General features: G+C 72.2%; 13 protein-coding genes and 2 tRNA genes. 11 read left to right on the plus strand and 4 right to left on the minus strand.

The features are described from left to right. The first annotated feature begins 38 nt into the window (after positions 1-38). Both ACL03H_RS07505 and ACL03H_RS07510 read left to right on the plus strand, forming a co-directional pair. A tRNA-Ser gene (locus ACL03H_RS07505) sits at positions 39-128 on the plus strand. A 39-nt stretch (positions 129-167) separates the two neighbouring features. Further along, positions 168-240, plus strand: a tRNA-Arg gene (locus ACL03H_RS07510). 31 nt (positions 241-271) lie between these two features. Here ACL03H_RS07510 and ACL03H_RS07515 read toward each other — a convergent pair. After that, positions 272-724 carry a tyrosine-type recombinase/integrase gene (locus ACL03H_RS07515; RefSeq protein WP_412810450.1) on the minus strand — a complete coding sequence of 151 codons (453 nt, stop codon included), beginning with the start codon at positions 722-724 and terminating at the stop codon, positions 272-274. Between the two features lie 158 nt (positions 725-882). Between ACL03H_RS07515 and ACL03H_RS07520 the strand changes: the two genes are divergently transcribed. From ACL03H_RS07520 to ACL03H_RS07550, 7 genes are all read left to right on the plus strand, one after another. Then, positions 883-1,032: a hypothetical protein gene (locus ACL03H_RS07520; protein WP_412810368.1), complete on the plus strand. Its 150-nt coding sequence runs from the start codon at positions 883-885 to the stop codon at positions 1,030-1,032. An 862-nt stretch (positions 1,033-1,894) separates the two neighbouring features. Next, complete coding sequence (locus tag ACL03H_RS07525; protein ID WP_412810369.1) at positions 1,895-2,659, plus strand: hypothetical protein; 765 nt, start codon at positions 1,895-1,897, stop codon at positions 2,657-2,659. Positions 2,660-3,069: 410 nt separating this feature from the next. Next, a complete protein-coding gene (locus ACL03H_RS07530) occupies positions 3,070-3,570 on the plus strand; it encodes a DUF1648 domain-containing protein (RefSeq protein WP_412810370.1) in 501 nt (166 codons plus the stop codon). Between the two features lie 99 nt (positions 3,571-3,669). After that, complete coding sequence (locus ACL03H_RS07535; protein WP_412810371.1) at positions 3,670-5,556, plus strand: S9 family peptidase; 1,887 nt, start codon at positions 3,670-3,672, stop codon at positions 5,554-5,556. Positions 5,557-5,720: 164 nt separating this feature from the next. Continuing rightward, on the plus strand, positions 5,721-6,227 hold the full coding sequence (locus ACL03H_RS07540; RefSeq protein WP_412810372.1) for a DUF4232 domain-containing protein: 507 nt from the start codon (positions 5,721-5,723) through the stop codon (positions 6,225-6,227). A gap of 578 nt (positions 6,228-6,805) precedes the next feature. Then, positions 6,806-8,113, plus strand: a complete 1,308-nt coding sequence (locus ACL03H_RS07545) for an LGFP repeat-containing protein (RefSeq protein WP_412810373.1) — start codon at positions 6,806-6,808, stop codon at positions 8,111-8,113. Between the two features lie 278 nt (positions 8,114-8,391). Next, positions 8,392-9,363, plus strand: a complete 972-nt coding sequence (locus ACL03H_RS07550; protein WP_412810374.1) for an LGFP repeat-containing protein — start codon at positions 8,392-8,394, stop codon at positions 9,361-9,363. A 53-nt stretch (positions 9,364-9,416) separates the two neighbouring features. On the opposite strand, the gene ACL03H_RS07555 is transcribed toward ACL03H_RS07550, so the two are convergent. The 3 genes from ACL03H_RS07555 to ACL03H_RS07565 all read right to left on the minus strand — a co-directional run bounded on the left by ACL03H_RS07555 (position 9,417) and on the right by ACL03H_RS07565 (position 10,986). Next, complete coding sequence (locus ACL03H_RS07555) at positions 9,417-10,277, minus strand: alpha/beta fold hydrolase (protein ID WP_412810375.1); 861 nt, start codon at positions 10,275-10,277, stop codon at positions 9,417-9,419. A 134-nt stretch (positions 10,278-10,411) separates the two neighbouring features. Continuing rightward, entirely contained in the window at positions 10,412-10,765 is a 354-nt protein-coding gene (locus tag ACL03H_RS07560) for a hypothetical protein (RefSeq protein WP_412810376.1), read from the minus strand. After that, positions 10,762-10,986, minus strand: a complete 225-nt coding sequence (locus tag ACL03H_RS07565; RefSeq protein WP_412810377.1) for a zinc finger protein — start codon at positions 10,984-10,986, stop codon at positions 10,762-10,764. The genes ACL03H_RS07560 and ACL03H_RS07565 overlap by 4 nt, the downstream gene beginning before the upstream one ends. 235 nt (positions 10,987-11,221) lie before the next feature. Between ACL03H_RS07565 and ACL03H_RS07570 the strand changes: the two genes are divergently transcribed. Together ACL03H_RS07570 and ACL03H_RS07575 are read left to right on the plus strand one after the other, a co-directional pair. Then, a complete protein-coding gene (locus ACL03H_RS07570) occupies positions 11,222-12,049 on the plus strand; it encodes a helix-turn-helix domain-containing protein (RefSeq protein ID WP_412810378.1) in 828 nt (275 codons plus the stop codon). A gap of 55 nt (positions 12,050-12,104) precedes the next feature. Further along, positions 12,105-15,482 carry an arabinosyltransferase domain-containing protein gene (locus tag ACL03H_RS07575; protein WP_412810379.1) on the plus strand — a complete coding sequence of 1,126 codons (3,378 nt, stop codon included), beginning with the start codon at positions 12,105-12,107 and terminating at the stop codon, positions 15,480-15,482. Positions 15,483-15,620 lie beyond the last annotated feature (138 nt).

The raw sequence follows: 15,620 nt of genomic DNA on the forward strand, positions 1-15,620 counted from the left end.
AGCCGTGTAGTCTTTCCGCAGTGGCCGAGAGGACACCGGGAGGCTTCGCCTAGTCTGGTCTATGGCGCCGCACTGCTAATGCGGTTGGGGGTCACGCCCCCTCCCGGGTTCAAATCCCGGAGCCTCCGCAGGGGTCACCGCCCAGGCGGTGACCCACAACTGAACAAGCGCCCGTAGCTCAACGGATAGAGCATCTGACTACGGATCAGAAGGTTAGGGGTTCGAATCCCTTCGGGCGCACGTCTGGTCGAGACAGCTGGAAACCCCCTACTTAGTCGCAGGGGGTTTCTTGCTTTCCGGGGGTCGTGAAGTCGGCCATGATCACTACCCCCTCTGCCGCGTGTGTCGAGGATGTGTCGAGTCCTGTCCTGGACGACCGGGGAACCAGCGCCGCCGCAGCCGCCGCAGCTTCGGCGGCAACCGTCGGATGGACCGACGTGCAGGTGTCCGCCGTGATCGCCAACCGCGAGTGCCCTAGCGTCTCCTGGACGACCTTCATGTCGACTCCTGCGGCCAACATGAGTGACGCGGCACCGTGCCGAAGATCGCGCAGCCGCACCGGCGGCAGGTCGGCTGCCGACACGAGCTCGGCGAACCGATCGGAGACCGACGCCGGGTGCAGGTCTGCCCCGTCCTCGCGAGTGAAAACCCGGTTGACCGTCCCGCCCCACGCCGGACCCCATTCGAGCCGTTCGGCGGCCTGCCGCTTCCGGTGAGCCTTCAGCGCCGCCGCCGTGCCGGGGTCGAGAGCGGTCGTGCGTTCGCCCGCTTCGGACTTCGGCGCCGTCTCCCGCGATCCGCAACGTCGACGGCATCACCTACCAGCTCCCCGCCCTGATCTCGGCGGCCGGCCAGACCGACCCGGCCGAAGCCGCCGCCGCGTTGCGGCCGATCGTCGCCGACGTCGTCGGCCCGGTCGTCGGCCCGGTCGTCGGCGACGTCGTGCGCGAACAGCTCGGCGCCGACAACACCGACCAGGCCGACGCGATGGTCGAACGCATCGCCGCCCGCCTCTCCGGAGCCGCCGCGTGAACGACCAGCTCCGCGCCTGGCTGCGCACCACCGTCCCGGCCGCCTGGTCCGCGCTGGTTACCTGGTTGATCACCGCAGGCGCACCGCAGTGGGTGACCGAACCACTCGGCGCCGCCGGACAAACCCTCGCCGTGCCCCTGGCGCTCGGCGCCGGCTACGCCCTGCTTCGCGCCGTCGAACCGCACCTACCGGTGTGGGCTACCCGGGCTCCACCACGCCACCGACCTACCCGCCCACCGGATAGCACGACGCCCCCCAGTGCTGACCGCTCGTGGCCAGCAGTGCGGGGGCGATCTCTGCGTTTCAGGCGGTTGTAGTTGTTCCTTCCAGCGTGCCGTCGAAGAACTCAGTTATTCCCCGCGGCCTACCCGAATAGGCCAAAAGCACGAAACCGTCAGACCCTAATACCGCCACCGGACATGTGGCTGCCATCACTAGAAAATAGCTGACGAGGTCCCGCCCAGATGTGATGGTCGTTCACGGTCATCCAATTGCAACGTGACCACCTGGCCATGACAAAAGGGGACTACGTCCACGTCACCAGGAATGAGGCGAGCGGCCACGGCTGGCGGGAAGCGATTGACCCGTCAGTGAAAGATAAGACGGCCACCGTCACCGTACAACTCGAATACCTCTTCCCCGACGGCTGGAAGCCCGTCGGGGCACCGGGTTCCCGGAGCATTAATCCGGACCAGACCCAAAAGCGAGCCAACGCGCGGGTGCCGTGCGGGCAAATCGCACTAGGACACTGGCGCAGCACAGTTGACGTTGACATCGACTGGGTGATAGGCAGCCCTGGAGTTTTGGTCACCCAGGAGCAAGTGATCTCGTGCCGCCCTTGACACCATCGAAACAGCCGTGGGTGCCGACAACCTTTGTCGTCGGCACCCACGGAGTCCTGCGGCTGCACCCCTGGGTACTGCGGCGGCAAGAACGAGGCACTTTCGAATTCGACACCTACTCGCTGATGCTGACCCGCAGCTCAGCGCTGGGGCTGGTCGAACTCCCTCCCGAGGAAAACGAACTGGCTCGTTGGCATCAGGAAGAAGCCGGTGAGGACTGGACCCAGGACGGCGCCACTCGTCAGGTCGCCTGGATGCAGGCCGGGGCCGCGAACCTCAACAAGCAGCGAATCCCGGTCTGGACGGCGCTGACGTGCCTCCAGGACAGCATGGCCAAGATCGGCTCGCTGGAAATCGCCGGAACCCACGCCGTGCTCCCACTGCACGCGGACGCACCGGCAGCTTCGCAGCTTCCAAACGCGGTCGACTGGTTCTCCCTGGAAGACAGCGTGCCGAGGCACCACTTCACCATTTCGCTGTACACGGCCACCTGCAGCGAGGAAGCCTTCGATTCCGCCGCATTGACGGAGACCTTCCGATCGCTGACCTCATCACTGCTCAGCACCGAAACCATCGCCGACCGCCCAGAAGGCACACCAGAGCCCGGCAGCCTGGAAGGCTGCTGGCTCCTCGGCAACGACCTGACCGAACTTCACCTCCGATGCCAGAGCACGGAATGGTCAGCAGACATGGCCGCATTCACCACGGACGCAATCGCCCAGGCCGCCCACGCAACCGGCCTCCGCCGATACGTACTGATCTCCGTGTTCAAGCGGAACACCTAGCCAAAACCCACCGAACAGCACGACGCCCCGCACCCCGACCGGGTGCGGGGCGTTTCGCGCGTCCGCGGGACTCCCCTCCCCGAACGCGACGCCACACTAGAACGCGCGTTCGAGTGATCGCTATGGGTGAGCCGCCTACACGTACTCGCCGAGCTGCCAGCGCACGGCGTCCGGGCGGCGTTTCGGTTGGCAGACGAATTGCCAGATCACGGCCTTCGCTTGGTCGACGGGTACCGCCCGCCCTGGCTCGTAGTAACGGGGCGCGTGCAGGTCCGCGAGTAGGGTTTCTTGCTTTCCAGGGGTCAGGTTCCGGGGTGCTTTCCCCGGCTGCTCGGCGGGGGCCCGCCGTGTCCGCGCGAGTTCGAGCGTTCGGGCCCGATCGAGCGGATCCGGCCGCGAGAATGCGGTCCATGCGCGTGTTGTTCTGGATGGTCGTCGCCGCGTACGTCGCGGCTTGGTGCTGGGCGGCCGCGACGTTGCCCGGGCGCGTGCCGGTGCGCTTCGACCTCAACGGCGTTCCGGCCCGGTGGGGCAGCAGCACCGAGCTGCTCACCGCGATGGCACTCCTCGGCGGCGGGTTGGCGGTGCTGCTCGGGGGCCTGTCCTGGTTCTCGGGCCGGTTGCCGCTGCGCGCGGCCTGGGTGAACCTGCCGCACAAGCAGTGGTGGCTCGCCACACCGGAACGCGAGGCCCGCGCGCGGCGGATGATCGTGCACGACCTGCACGCGCTCTCCAGCCTCGTCATGGCGATCCCGCTCGGCGTGCTCGTGCTGACCGCGCACGCCGCCGATCAGCCGGCGCCGCGGATGTCCTCGCTGGCGCAGGTCCTCATCTGCGCCGCGCTGGTGCTGGTGCTGGGCTGGTCGGCGTGGCTGGCGCTCGCGCGGTACCGCCCGCGCGACGACGGCTGAGGCGACCCCTCGGCGGCTCCGTGTCCCAGATCACTCTTGAGCGTGCCGCAGCGGCACGGGTTCGACTGGGGTCAGCAGCCGTCGAAGAGGAGATGCGTCATGGGGCTTCCCAGATTGATGTCGGTCGAGGAGTTCTTCGGAGATCCGCAGCAGGCGGGGGCGTCGATCTCCCCGGACGGGACCCGGATCGCCTACCTGGCGCCGTGGAAGAACCGGTTGAACGTGTGGGTGCGCGGGGTCGAGGACGGCTCGGAGGCGCGGTGCGTGACGGCCGACGAGACGCGGAGCGTGACCAGCTTCCGCTGGACCGGCGACCCGCGCTGGCTCCTGTACGACCAGGACAGCGGGGGTGACGAGAACTACCACCTGTACCGAGTCGACCTCGACGATCCCGAGGCGGCCGCCGTGGACCTCACCCCGTTCCCAGGAGCTCGATCGACCGGCGTGACGCTGCCCGCGGAACGCCCGGGGAAGGTGCTGGTCCAGCTCAACGCGCGGACCATCGACCGATTCGACCCCGTGGAGATCGACATCGCCAGCGGGGAGCTGACGGTGCTCGCGGAGAACCCGGGGAGCGTGCTCGACTGGCTGCCGGGCTCGGACGGGGAGCTCTACGCCCGCACCCTCACCGGGTCCGGGGACTACGAGTTGTCCCGCTGGGACGCGGCGGCCGGCGCGCTGCGGTCGATCACCACCCTCGACGGGTCCGACCGCCCGATGGGGATCAACCCGTTCGAGCTGAGCGACGACGGGGCCGGGGTGTGGATGGCCTCCACCCGGGGCGGCGACCTCTCGGGGCTGGTCCGGCTGGACCTGATCACCGGCGAGGAGTCCGAAGTGGACTCGCACCCGACGCTCGACCTGGACGGTGACCGGCGCGCCGTCATCGGGTTGTCACCGCTGATCCGGCACCGGCGTTCGGGACGGTTGCTGGGCGTGCGCTACCTCGGGGAGCGCCAGGAGATCCGGCCGCTCGACGCGGAGTTCGCCGAGGTGCTGACGGCGCTGGAGTCGCTGTCGGACGGGGACGTCGGCGCGCTGTCCTGCGATGACGACGGGCAGCGCTGGGTGGTGAGCTTCGTGCACGACCGGGATCCGGGAGCCACGTGGTTCTACGACCACGCCACCGGGGAGTCGCGGCTGCTGTTCCGGCCGTACCCGCACCTGGACCCGGCGGACATGGCGCCGATGGTCCCGGTGACGATCACCGCGCGGGACGGGTTGCGACTGCCCTCCTACCTCACGCTCCCGGTGGGCCTCGAACCGCGCGGCCTGCCGCTGGTGCTGCTGGTGCACGGCGGCCCCTGGTACCGGGATTCGTGGGGCTACCAGCCGGACGTGCAGTTCCTGGCGAACCGGGGCTACGCGGTGCTGCAGGTGAACTTCCGCGGCTCGGTGGGCTACGGGGCGGCGCACACGCGGGCGGCGATCGGCGAGTTCGCGGGAGCGATGCACGACGATCTCATCGATGCCGTGGACTGGGCCGTCGAGCGGGGTTACGCAGATCGGGACCGCGTCGGGATCGTCGGCGGTTCCTACGGCGGTTACGCGGCGCTGGTCGGGGTGACCTTCACGCCCGACGTGTTCGCCGCCGCCGTCGACTACGTCGGCATCTCCGACCTGGTCAACGTGCTGCGCTCGATGCCCGCGTTCGTGCGGCCCGCGCTCGTCGCCAACTGGTACCGCTACATCGGGGATCCGGACATCCCGGAGCAGCACGCCGACATGCTGGCCCGCTCCCCGATCAGCCACGTGGACGCGATCCGCACCCCGCTGCTGGTCGTCCAGGGCGCCAACGACTCCCGGGTGGTCCAGGCGGAGTCGGACAACATCGTCGCGGCGCTGCGCGAACGCGGGATCGACGTCGAATACCTGCTCAAGGAGGACGAGGGCCACGGCTTCGTCAACCCGGAGAACCAGATCGACTACCACCGCACCACCGAGCGCTTCCTCGCCCGCCACCTCGGCGGCAGGCAGGACGGCTGAACGGCGGCGGAAGACCGCGCCGCCGCCTCCGGGCGCGGCGGCGAGCGGCGCGGTGACGTGCGGCGGGGGCCGAGGTTGCCCGGCATGAGGAGCCTCACGTCGAGACATCCTCGGCCGGTGCGGCACGTCTTCAGGGGTGAAAGACCGAGCGAGGAGGAACCACCATGATCTCGAACATTCGCCGCATCGCCGCCGCCGCTGCCGTGACCGGGGTCGTCGCCGGCGCCTCCGCCCTGACGGCCGGAGTCGCGACCGCCAACCCGAGCGACGTGCCGTGCACCGCCGACGACGTCACCATCGCCGTCACGAAGGACCCGGGCAGCGGGGCCGGGCACGAGGCGTTCCGCATCGACTACACCGCGGCCGGGCCGCACACCAACTGCAAGCTCCAGGGGGCGCCGACCGACGTGGTCTTCGGCATCAGCGGCCGGCCGCTGCCCGGCGTGGAGGTCACCACCACCGGTGACGCCGCCAACCCGGTGAACCTCACCGCGAGCTCGCCCGCGCACTCCTACCTGATCCAGGAGCTCGCGGCGGAGCCGAACGCCACGGTGCCCTCCAGCATCGACTTCACGCTGCCCTCGGCCGACGGCTCCTACGCGCGCGTCGCGTGGCCCGCGGACGGGGAGATCAAGAACTCGCTGCAGGCCACCCCGGTCTACGAGAGCTGAGGCCACCCGCCCGATCCGCCGGGGACGTCGTCCCCGAGCCCGCTGGAACCCCCTCGCCGCAGGGGGTTTCCGGCTGTCCGGCCCCGGTCGAGGGCTGGAGATTTCTCAAGAAATCGCGCACCCCGCATCGGCATCGCACGAGTCGCACCGATTCCGCAACGCCTGACCTGCGGTGCTGGCCGGGGTGCGCGATTTCTCGCGAAATCGCGCATCCCTCGCGGGGAGACGTCGGGGTCGGGTGTGGCGGTGGGGGTGTGGCGGCGCGTTCCGGTCGGGGCGGGGGCGGTCGGGGCGGGGTTCTCGCGCGGGGGTGGACACGGGCCGTTGCCGGGGAAAGCTGCTGACGCGGCGTGCGCGGTCGACCGCGAACTCGCTCCGGGAGACCTCGGGAAACCCCGGCCACCAGCTCGTCGAGCACCCGAGCGTCGATCACTCCGAGTGAGATCGAGTCCGCTCCCGCGGCGTCCGGAAGATCCCGAAGACAGCGGGATGGGAAGTTCGGACTCGAAATGGTAACGGAGTGCAACTCTTTGCCCGGTTCCGGCGATCACAAGGTGACGACTCGAAAGGGGTAAGGAGTGACCGTCACCAAGTTCGCCGGAGCCGCCCTCAGCACCGCGGCTCTGTGCGTCCTGACCGCGCTGCCCGCCGTCGCGCAGCCGATCAGCGGGCTGAGCACGCCCAGCACCGCGGCGGGTGAGCGGGCGTCCGGGCTCGACCTGCCCGGCGACCTGCTCGAACCCGACACCGGGGTGCGGCCGACCGGCGCCCCCACCACCAGCCCCGCGCCGACCATCCCCGCACCGACCACGAGCGCGCCCGCGACGAGCACGTCCGCCGCCGAGGAGCAGGACGCCCCCGGGGAGGGGGAGATCGAGGCCCGCTACTCCGCGCTGCCGCGCGAGGTGAAGAACGCCCTCGGCAACCCGCTCGGCGACGAAGAGGTCGAGAGCGAAGAGCTGCGCTGGCGCGAGTACGAGCACGCCCGCTTCTACTGGACGCCCGACACCGGGGTGCACATCGTCTTCGGCGGCATCCTGGACCGGTTCGTCGCCCGCGGCGGCCACGACGTCCTCGGCGTGCCCACGACCGACGAAGAGGTCGACCGCTCCGGCGCCCGCTACACCGAGTTCGTCAGCCTCGACGGCGCGAAGACCGAGTCCGCGATCTACTTCACCGCCGGTACCGGGGCGCACCTGCTGCGCGGGCCGATCCTGGAGAAGTGGGCGGAGCTGGGCGCCGGCGAGGTCCTCGGCTACCCGATCACCGACACCACCAGCACGCCGGACGAGCTGGGCGCCTACAACCACTTCTCCCGCCCCGGCGGCGCCTCGATCTACCTGACCAGGGACAACGAGACGCACGTCGTGCAGGGCGCGATCCGGGACAAGTGGGCCGAGTCCGGCTGGGAGGCGGGCCCGCTGGGCTACCCGACCACCGACGAGCTCACCGCCGCCGACGGGCGCGGCCGGTACGCGCGGTTCGACGGTGACGGGAAGTTCGGCGCGGGGATCGCGTGGAGCCCGGAGACCGGGGCGCACTCGGTGCGCGGTGCCATCGGTGACCGCTACGTCGAGTTCGGCGGCCCGAACGGGCTGCTCGGCTACCCGACCACCGACGAGCTGTCCGCTCCCGACGGCCGCGGCCGCTACGGGCACTTCACCGGGACCGGTGGTGCCTCGATCTACTGGTCACCCTCGACCGGTGCCGTGGAGATCTACGGCGGCATCCGCGCCCGCTGGGCCCAGCTCGGCTGGGAGCGCTCCTACCTCGGCTACCCGGTGCGCGGCGAGCACGACGTGCCGCTCGGCCGCAGCACCGAGTTCGAGCTCGGCTTCATCGACTGGCACCGCGACACCGGGGAGTTCTTCGACTTCCCGAAGTGAGTCGAGTTGTCCGCTGTGCGGCCCGGAAAGCGGGCCGCGACGAGCTGAGGTGCGCCTGACGGAGTGGGGTCCGTGAGGCGCACCTCTTCCTTTCTGCCACGTCGGGTCGCCGCACCACGCGGGTTTCACGAGATCGGCCGTGGCGGCGTTCGAGTGAGATGTCCCCGGCGGGTACGGCCGAACCGGTGAACGTCGCCGTCCCCGGCAACCGGCGGACGACGTCGGACGTGTTCCACATCGACAGAATTCCTTGTGGGGCAACAGAAAAGGGGATCGTCGTGAAGACCACTCGCTGGGGAATCATGCTCGCTGCGGCCGTCGTGCCGATCGCGCTCGCCGGTCCGGCCACCGCCGCCGCGGCGCCGGCTCCCGCCGGACAGGCCGAGCAGCAGGCGTTCACCCCGATCGAGGACCGCTACTGGAACGACGCGGCGCTGCGCGGACTGCTGGGCGACCCCGTCGATTCGCAGAAGACCGACGGGGACACCACCTACCAGCAGTTCCAGTACGGCTGGCTGTTCCACACCGGTGCTACCGGCGTCACCGAGATCCACGGCGACATCGCGGCCCGCTACAACGCGGTCGGCGGCTACGACGTGCTGGGCGCCGCCGAGTTCGACGAACGGAGCACGCCCGGCGGAGAGGGCCGCTACAACCACTTCGCGGGCAGCGACGCCACCGGCCGCGCCTCGATCTACTGGACGCCGGCGACCGGGGCGCATGGCGTGTGGGGTCCGGTGCGGACGTTCTGGGAGTCGAAGGGCTGGGAGCTCGGCTACCTCGGCTTCCCGACGAAGACGACCTCCGTCACCGCTGACGGGGCCGGGGCCTACAACCACTTCGACGGGCGCGACGACGCCGGCGCCTCGGTGTACTGGTCCAAATCGACCGGGGCGCACTCGGTGCAGGGCGAGATCCGCAACGCCTGGGCCGCGCAGGGCTGGGAGACGGGCGCGCTCGGCTACCCGACGACCGACGAGCTCGCGGTCGCCGACCGCAGCGGTCGGTACAACGAATTCGCGGGCCAGGACGAGGAACCCGGCGCGGCCTACTGGTCCTGGGAGTCCGGGGCGCACTGGCTGACCGGGCCGATCTTGGAGCGCTGGGACCAGCTCGACCGCCAGGCCGGCTACCTCGGCTACCCCACGGAGAACCCGCACGCCGTCGACGGCGGAACGCAGGTCGACTTCCAGCACGGCTACGTCGTGCTGGACGAGGCCACCGGCGGAGTCTCCGACTCGCCGTGGTGATCCGACGCTGACGCGCCGGGCCGTCCTCGCGGGCGGCCCGGCTCCGCGCTGCTTCAGCCGAGCTCGGCGGCGATGTCCCCCAGCAGGTCGGCGAATTCCGCCGGACGGCAGAAGTACCCGGCGTGGCTGGAATCGATCGACCGCACCTCGAACCGCTGGGCGGGCGCCAGCGCGTCGCCCTCCGCGATCATGCGGTCCTGCTCGGCGGGCGGGAGCGAGCGGTCCGCTTCGAACCGCACGTAGGTGCGCGGCACCCGGCCCCAGCGCTCGGCCGTGGCGAACGGGGGCTGCGCGCCGATCCGGAAGTTGACGTCCGGTTCCATCGCGTCGACCAGCGCGCGGAACTCGTCGTCGGTCCCGTCCGCCATGAGCGCGGCCTTCGCCGCGCGGAAGATCTCCGGATCGGCGGTGCGCAGGTTGAACCGCAGCACGCCCAACCGCTCCGGGTCGCCGATCACCGGCCACAGCACGCCGTCCAGCAGGTTGCCGCCGTGCTCGGGCCAGCTCGCGTGCTCGCCCGCGCTCGCACAACCGACCGCGCACCAGGCGGACAGGTACACCAGCCGGTCGACGAGCCCGGGGGCGCGCTCGGCCACCGCGGTGATCGGGAGCCCGCCCGCGCTGGTGCCCACCAGCAGCACCGGCCCGTGCTCGGCGACCCGGCGCACGAGCCGCTCGACGTGCTCGGCGTAGTCGTCCAACCCGATCCCGGCCAGCGCGGACGGGGCGCTCGCGAACGCGTCGAGGTCCTGCGGGCACTGGTAGTAGCCCGGCGGGTGGTGCGCGTTCGCCCCGTGCCCCGGCAGGTCCGGGGCGAGGCTGCGGTGGCCGCGCAGCGCCAGCTCGCGCTGGAGCGGGGCCCAGACGGCCGCGGTGCTCGCGGCTCCGTGGACGAGCACGATGGTGGGTGGCACAAGACCTCGGTTCTCCGCGCCGGCCGCGCGGTGGCTCGGTGGGGCGGCGGACCTCTCGGATCCGGGCTCGCCGGGCTGGGGGGCGGGCCCGGGCCGCGGCCGGGCCGGTGAACTCCGGTCAGCTGATCACCCGCTCAGCCTAGGGCGCCGTGCAATCGGATATCGATGCGCGCGGTCCCGGCGCGGAGCGGAAGGCCGTCGCGGTGCGCCCGCAGCGCGAGCAGGGTGGCGAGCCGGTGGCAGAACTCGTCGTCGACGTGCAGCCGGTGCCTGCCCGTCCGCTCCGGTTCCTCCTCCGGCCAGACGATCTCCTCGTCCGGTGGGCCGCCCAGGTCGAGCGCGGCGCGCGAGCGCGGCACGGTGAGCGCGCCCGGGCCGGCGTGCGCGTGCTCGCCGACGCCCCCGCGCAGCGGGAGCAGCAGCGCCACCGCGCCCAGTCCCACGGCGAGCACCAGCACCGCCACCGCGAGCGCTTCCGCGCCGATCACGGCTGTTCCCGGGCGTCCCGCAACGCCTTCGCCCGCGCCAGGCAGACCTGGCAGGACTCGGCGAACCAGTCGCAGTCGCTGGGCTCGGTGATCGTCATCCGCAGTCCGCAGAGCGCGTCGCGCACCTGCCCGGGGTACGGGCGCTGCTCGGGGGAGAGCGCATGTCGCTCCCCCCGCGCGGGACGCCAGTAGGCGACCGGACCGGCTGACCTGGCGAACACCGGGAACCTCCTCGTCCTCCGCCCCGAACACCGGCGCGCGACGGCCCGGCGGAAATCGCGATTCGGTGCGGGCCACCGCCCCGCCGCGCTCGGATCGCGTGCGGAACCGGATGCACCTGAACGATAAAGACAGTTCATTCCCCGAGGAACTACCCATTCGGATGATCTTGATTGCCATCGGCTCCGAGCACTGGAAGAACTGGTCGCATCACCGAATTCGACCGAAAGGCCGTCGATGAGCATCACCGGCCCGCCCGTCGCCCGGCTCCAGCTGGGACGACTCCTGCGGGACATGCGGGAGAGCTGCGGAAAGACGCAGGAGCAGGCCGCGAACGCGCTCGAATGCACGAAACCCAAAATCAGCAAGATCGAGACGGGCAAGGCCACGATCGGACCCGGAGACGTGCGGCTTCTGATCGACTGCTACGGAGTCTCCGGCGACCCCGCGGACGCCGTTCTTCGACTCGCCCGACAAGCGCGGAAGCGGAATCAGATTCGCGTTCCGGAGTGGGAACAGCGATTCGTCGCGATGGAAAGCATCGCCGCCGAGATCCGCACCTACGAGTCCGAACTCGTCCCGGTCCTGCTGCGCACTCCGGAGTACTCGAAGGCCGTCGGCGCCGCCGCCGATCCGCGCCGGGACGCCGACGACCTCGACCGCCTCGCCGCCGTGCACGCGGACCGCCAGTCGGTGCTGTCGCGGGAACGGCCGCCGGAGCTCGCGGTCGTGCTCAACGAGTCCGTGCTGCGCCGCGAGATCGGCAGCCGCGACGTGCTGCACAAGCAGCTCGCGCACCTGCGCGACCTCGGCGAGCGGCCGCACATCTCGGTGCAGGTGCTGCCGTTCGGCGCGGGCGCGCACCCGGCGATGAGCACCGCGTTCCACCTGCTGCGCCACGAGGAACCCGCTCCCGGGGCGATGGTCCACATCGGACATCTGCTGAGCGCGGCCCACCTCGACACCTCGGCCCAGACGGACTGGTACGCGGCCGTCTTCGACCGGCTCCGCCGGGCCGCGCTGAGCCCCGAGGACACGGCGACCCTCCTCGCCGAGGCCCGCTGACCCGCGGCCCCTCCCCCACCGGCTTCCCGGCGGCGACCGGAGCCGGTGCCGACCCGTGCGCAAGAATGACCCCGCGGCGACGGGGGAAGAACTTCTTGAGGACGGTGTCGTGGAGCCCAGCAACCCGATCCGCTCGGACGGCACCTCCGGTGGTGGGCCCGGGGCACCGCCGGGGCGCCCCCTGGACGCGCTGAGCGCGCGGGCGGCCCGGCGCGCGCGGTGGCTCGCGCACGGGGCCGCGCTGCTGCTCGGCCTGGCCGGGCTCGGGTGCGCGCTCGCGCTGCCCTTCGCCCCGGTGTGGGCCGACCGCACCGAGGTGAGCTGGCCGGCCGCCGACGAGCCCGCGGTCTCCACCACCGCCCTGTTCGCGCCCTACCGGCCCGCCGAGTTCACCGCGACGATCCCGTGCCCGGCGCTGCGCTCCGCGCTGGAGCGGCCGGAACCGGTCGAGGTGCTCTCGACCGTGCCGCCGGGCAGCGACCGGGACGGCCTCGTGCTGCGCACCGAGGGCGGTGCGGCGGAGCTGCTGGTCGGTGGGCGCGCGGTGCCGCTGCCACCGACCACCGCGGACTGCGGGATCGAGGTGCGCTCCACCTCGGGGCCCACCGGTCCGGACGCGGCGGGCCGCACCGAGGTCTCCGTCGGGCGGCTGCCCGCGATCGCGCTGCCGGGCGTGCCCGCGCCGGAGGTCTTCTCCTTCCGCACCGGGCTGCCGCCCGAGCAGGCCGCGGAGCTGTCCGTGACCGCCCGCGCGCACACCTGGTTCGAGACCTCCCCGACGCAGCTGAAGCGCTCGCTGACCGCGCTGGCGATCGTGCTGGCGGCGGTCTCGCTGCTGCTGCTGGTCGCGCACGCCCCGCCGACCTGGGCGGGGCTGCGCCGGGCGGTGCGCGCACGGCTGCGGCCGAGCACCGCCGCGCTGCTGCTGGTGGACGCGGTGGTGGCCGCCGCGCTGGCGCTGTGGCTGGTCATCGGCCCGATCAGCGACGACGACGGCTTCGCGATGCTCACCGTCCGGAACTACGCCGCCACCGGCGACATCGGGAACTTCTACCGCTGGTTCAACGCCTCCGAGACGCCGTTCACCCTGGTGCAGCACCTGATGCGCTGGGTCTCCGAGTACAGCCTCGCCCCGGCGTGGCTGCGGGTGCCCAGCGTGATCGCCGGGACGCTGACGTGGCTGGTGCTCGCGCACGGGATCGTGGCACCGCTGTGCCGGGGCCTGCGCAGGCTGCCGGTGCACGTGCTGACCGGGGTCTTCTTCCTGGCCTGCTGGCTGCCCTTCGGCCTCGGGGTCCGGCCGGAGGCGTACGTCGCGCTGGGCACCGCCGCCGTGCTCGCGCTGCTGCTGCGGGCCACCGCACCGGGCGCGGCGGCGCCGTTCGGGCTGCTCGGCGCGGCGGCGCTGCTGACCGGGCTCACCGTCGCGGTCACGCCGACCGGGATCGCCGCGCCGCTGATCGCGCTGCTGTTCGCCCCGCGGATCTGGCGGCTGCTGGTGCTGCCCGGCGCGCTGCCGCGCTGGGCGTCGGGCCCGACGCGAGCCGTGCTGCTGGCGAGCCTCGGCGCGATGGGCGTGGTGGCGATGTTCGCGGACTCGACCTGGAACGGCTTCCGCCGGGCGACCGAGATCCACGACGAGTTCGGCCCGAGCCTGGGCTGGTACGAGGAGGTCGAGCGGTACTCCGCGCTGCTGGGCACCAGCACCTGGGGGACGGCGGGCAAGCGGCTCGCGGTGCTGCTGGCGGTGGTGGCGGCGCTGCTCGCCTCGGCCGCGGTGCTGCGGCGGCTGCACCGGGCGGTGGGAGTGCCGGAGCTTCCGCTGCTGATCGGCGCGGTGGCGGCGGTGCTCGCGACGCTGTGGCTGACGCCGTCGAAGTGGACGCACCACTTCGGCGCGCTCGCCGGGGTCGCGCCCGCGCTGCTGGCGGTGACGGTGGTGGTGCTGGCGCGGGTCGGCGCGCTGCCGGGAGCGCGGCGGGAGGCCAGGCAGCTCGGGATCGCGGGCGGGTTCGCGGCCGCCGTGGCGGCCGCCCTGGCGTTCCAGGGGCCGAACTCGTGGTGGCAGTACTCGGACTTCGGGGTCGCCTGGTCGGACACCCCGGTCCGTCCGCTGGAGCTGCCGCTGGACAGCCCGCTGCCGTGGCTGGTGGCGGCCGCCGCCGCGGGCCTGCTCGGTTGGGGCCTGGTGCGGCTGCGGGTGCTGGCCGGCGCGTGGACGCTGCCCGCGACCTCGGTGCTGACGGGCTCCGCGCTCGTGGTCGTGGGGGTGCTGATCGGCTCGTTCCTGCAGGCCCCGGCGCGGGCGGGCGCGTTCTCCGTGGGCGCCTCCTCCTGGGACAGCGTTCGGGCCCGCAGCTGCGGGATCGAGAACGAGGTGGAGACGCTGCCGCTGGCGGAGGACGGCGCGCTGGCGATCGTGGACGGTCCGCGCGACGACACCGGGGCGACGGCCGGCACCTCGGAGGCGGCCGCTCCGGAGACCGAGCAGCCGGTGCGCGACGGCTTCGCCGCCGACCGGGACAGGCCCGGGCGCCCACCGCAGGAACCGCTGCTGCGCCGCGAGACCGGTGAGCTCGCGCTGCGCCCCACCGGCCCGGAGGCGGTCCCCACCGACGCGAGCCCGGTGATGTGGGACAGCCTCGGCGACGGCCCGCGCACCACCGGTGAGGTCACGACCGGCTGGTTCGAGCTGCCCGCGATGCGGCCCGGCCAGGAGCTCTCCGTGTGGGTCGCCGGGCGCCCCGAGCAGGGCAACGCCCTGCGCCTGGAGTTCGGCCAGGACGCCTCCCCCGGCACCGACGGGGCGGTGCGCGCGCTGGGCCACCGCGAGCTGCGCGACCCGCCGCCGCGCCAGCTCCCCTTCGACGATCCGCGGACGGGTCGCCCGGTGGACTGGCGCGACTTCGGCTCCTGGCGGCTGATCACCGTGGCGGCGAGCGAGCTGCCGGCCGGTGCGGACCGGGTGCGGCTGCACGCGAGCGACGCCACCACCGACGAGCAGGGCTGGCTCGCGTTCAGCGGGCCCGCGGTGCGGGACGTGGTGCCGCTGCGCGACGTGCTCGACGGCGGGATCCCGGCTCTGGTGGACTGGCCGATCAGCTTCCTGTTCCCCTGCTACGTCGACTACCCGCGCGTCTCGCACGGCACCGCCGACAGCCCGGGGCTGCTCGTCACGCCGCCCGCCGGGGAGGGTTCGATGGCCTTCGACCCGTCCTACGGCGGCGTGTTCACCGGCGCGGTGAACCAGTCGCGGCGGTTGGAGACGCCGAGCAGGCTGCGCGACGCGCCGGGCTTCACCTGGGGCCACGTGCTGTCGGTGAGCTACGACGTGGACCGGGACGCCTACGACCTGCGCACCCGGCGGGTCCGGGAGGGCGGCGCGGACGGCGACGGCGCCTACCCCTTCGAGGAAGGCGACCTGCACCCCTGAGCGCTCCGCGCGTCGATCGACCGACCCCGCTGCGGAGCGGTCCGCGAATGCGGAAAACTGAGCGCACCGGGCATCCGCGGTCGCACCGCCCGGCCTACCCGCGGCACGCGGGCAACCGATCCGCCGCGCGCGGCGTTC

It is taken from the genome of Saccharopolyspora antibiotica (assembly GCF_047200635.1).
Classification (GTDB): domain Bacteria; phylum Actinomycetota; class Actinomycetes; order Mycobacteriales; family Pseudonocardiaceae; genus Saccharopolyspora_C.

What these genes read in the sequence shown, in the direction of transcription:
- ACL03H_RS07530 (WP_412810370.1), top strand. Translation starts at nt 3,070, where the DNA reads ATGCGCGTGTTGTTCTGGATGGTCGTCGCCGCGTACGTCGCGGCTTGG.
- ACL03H_RS07535 (WP_412810371.1), top strand. Translation starts at nt 3,670, where the DNA reads ATGGGGCTTCCCAGATTGATGTCGGTCGAGGAGTTCTTCGGAGATCCG.
- ACL03H_RS07540 (WP_412810372.1), top strand. Translation starts at nt 5,721, where the DNA reads ATGATCTCGAACATTCGCCGCATCGCCGCCGCCGCTGCCGTGACCGGG.
- ACL03H_RS07570 (WP_412810378.1), top strand. Translation starts at nt 11,222, where the DNA reads ATGAGCATCACCGGCCCGCCCGTCGCCCGGCTCCAGCTGGGACGACTC.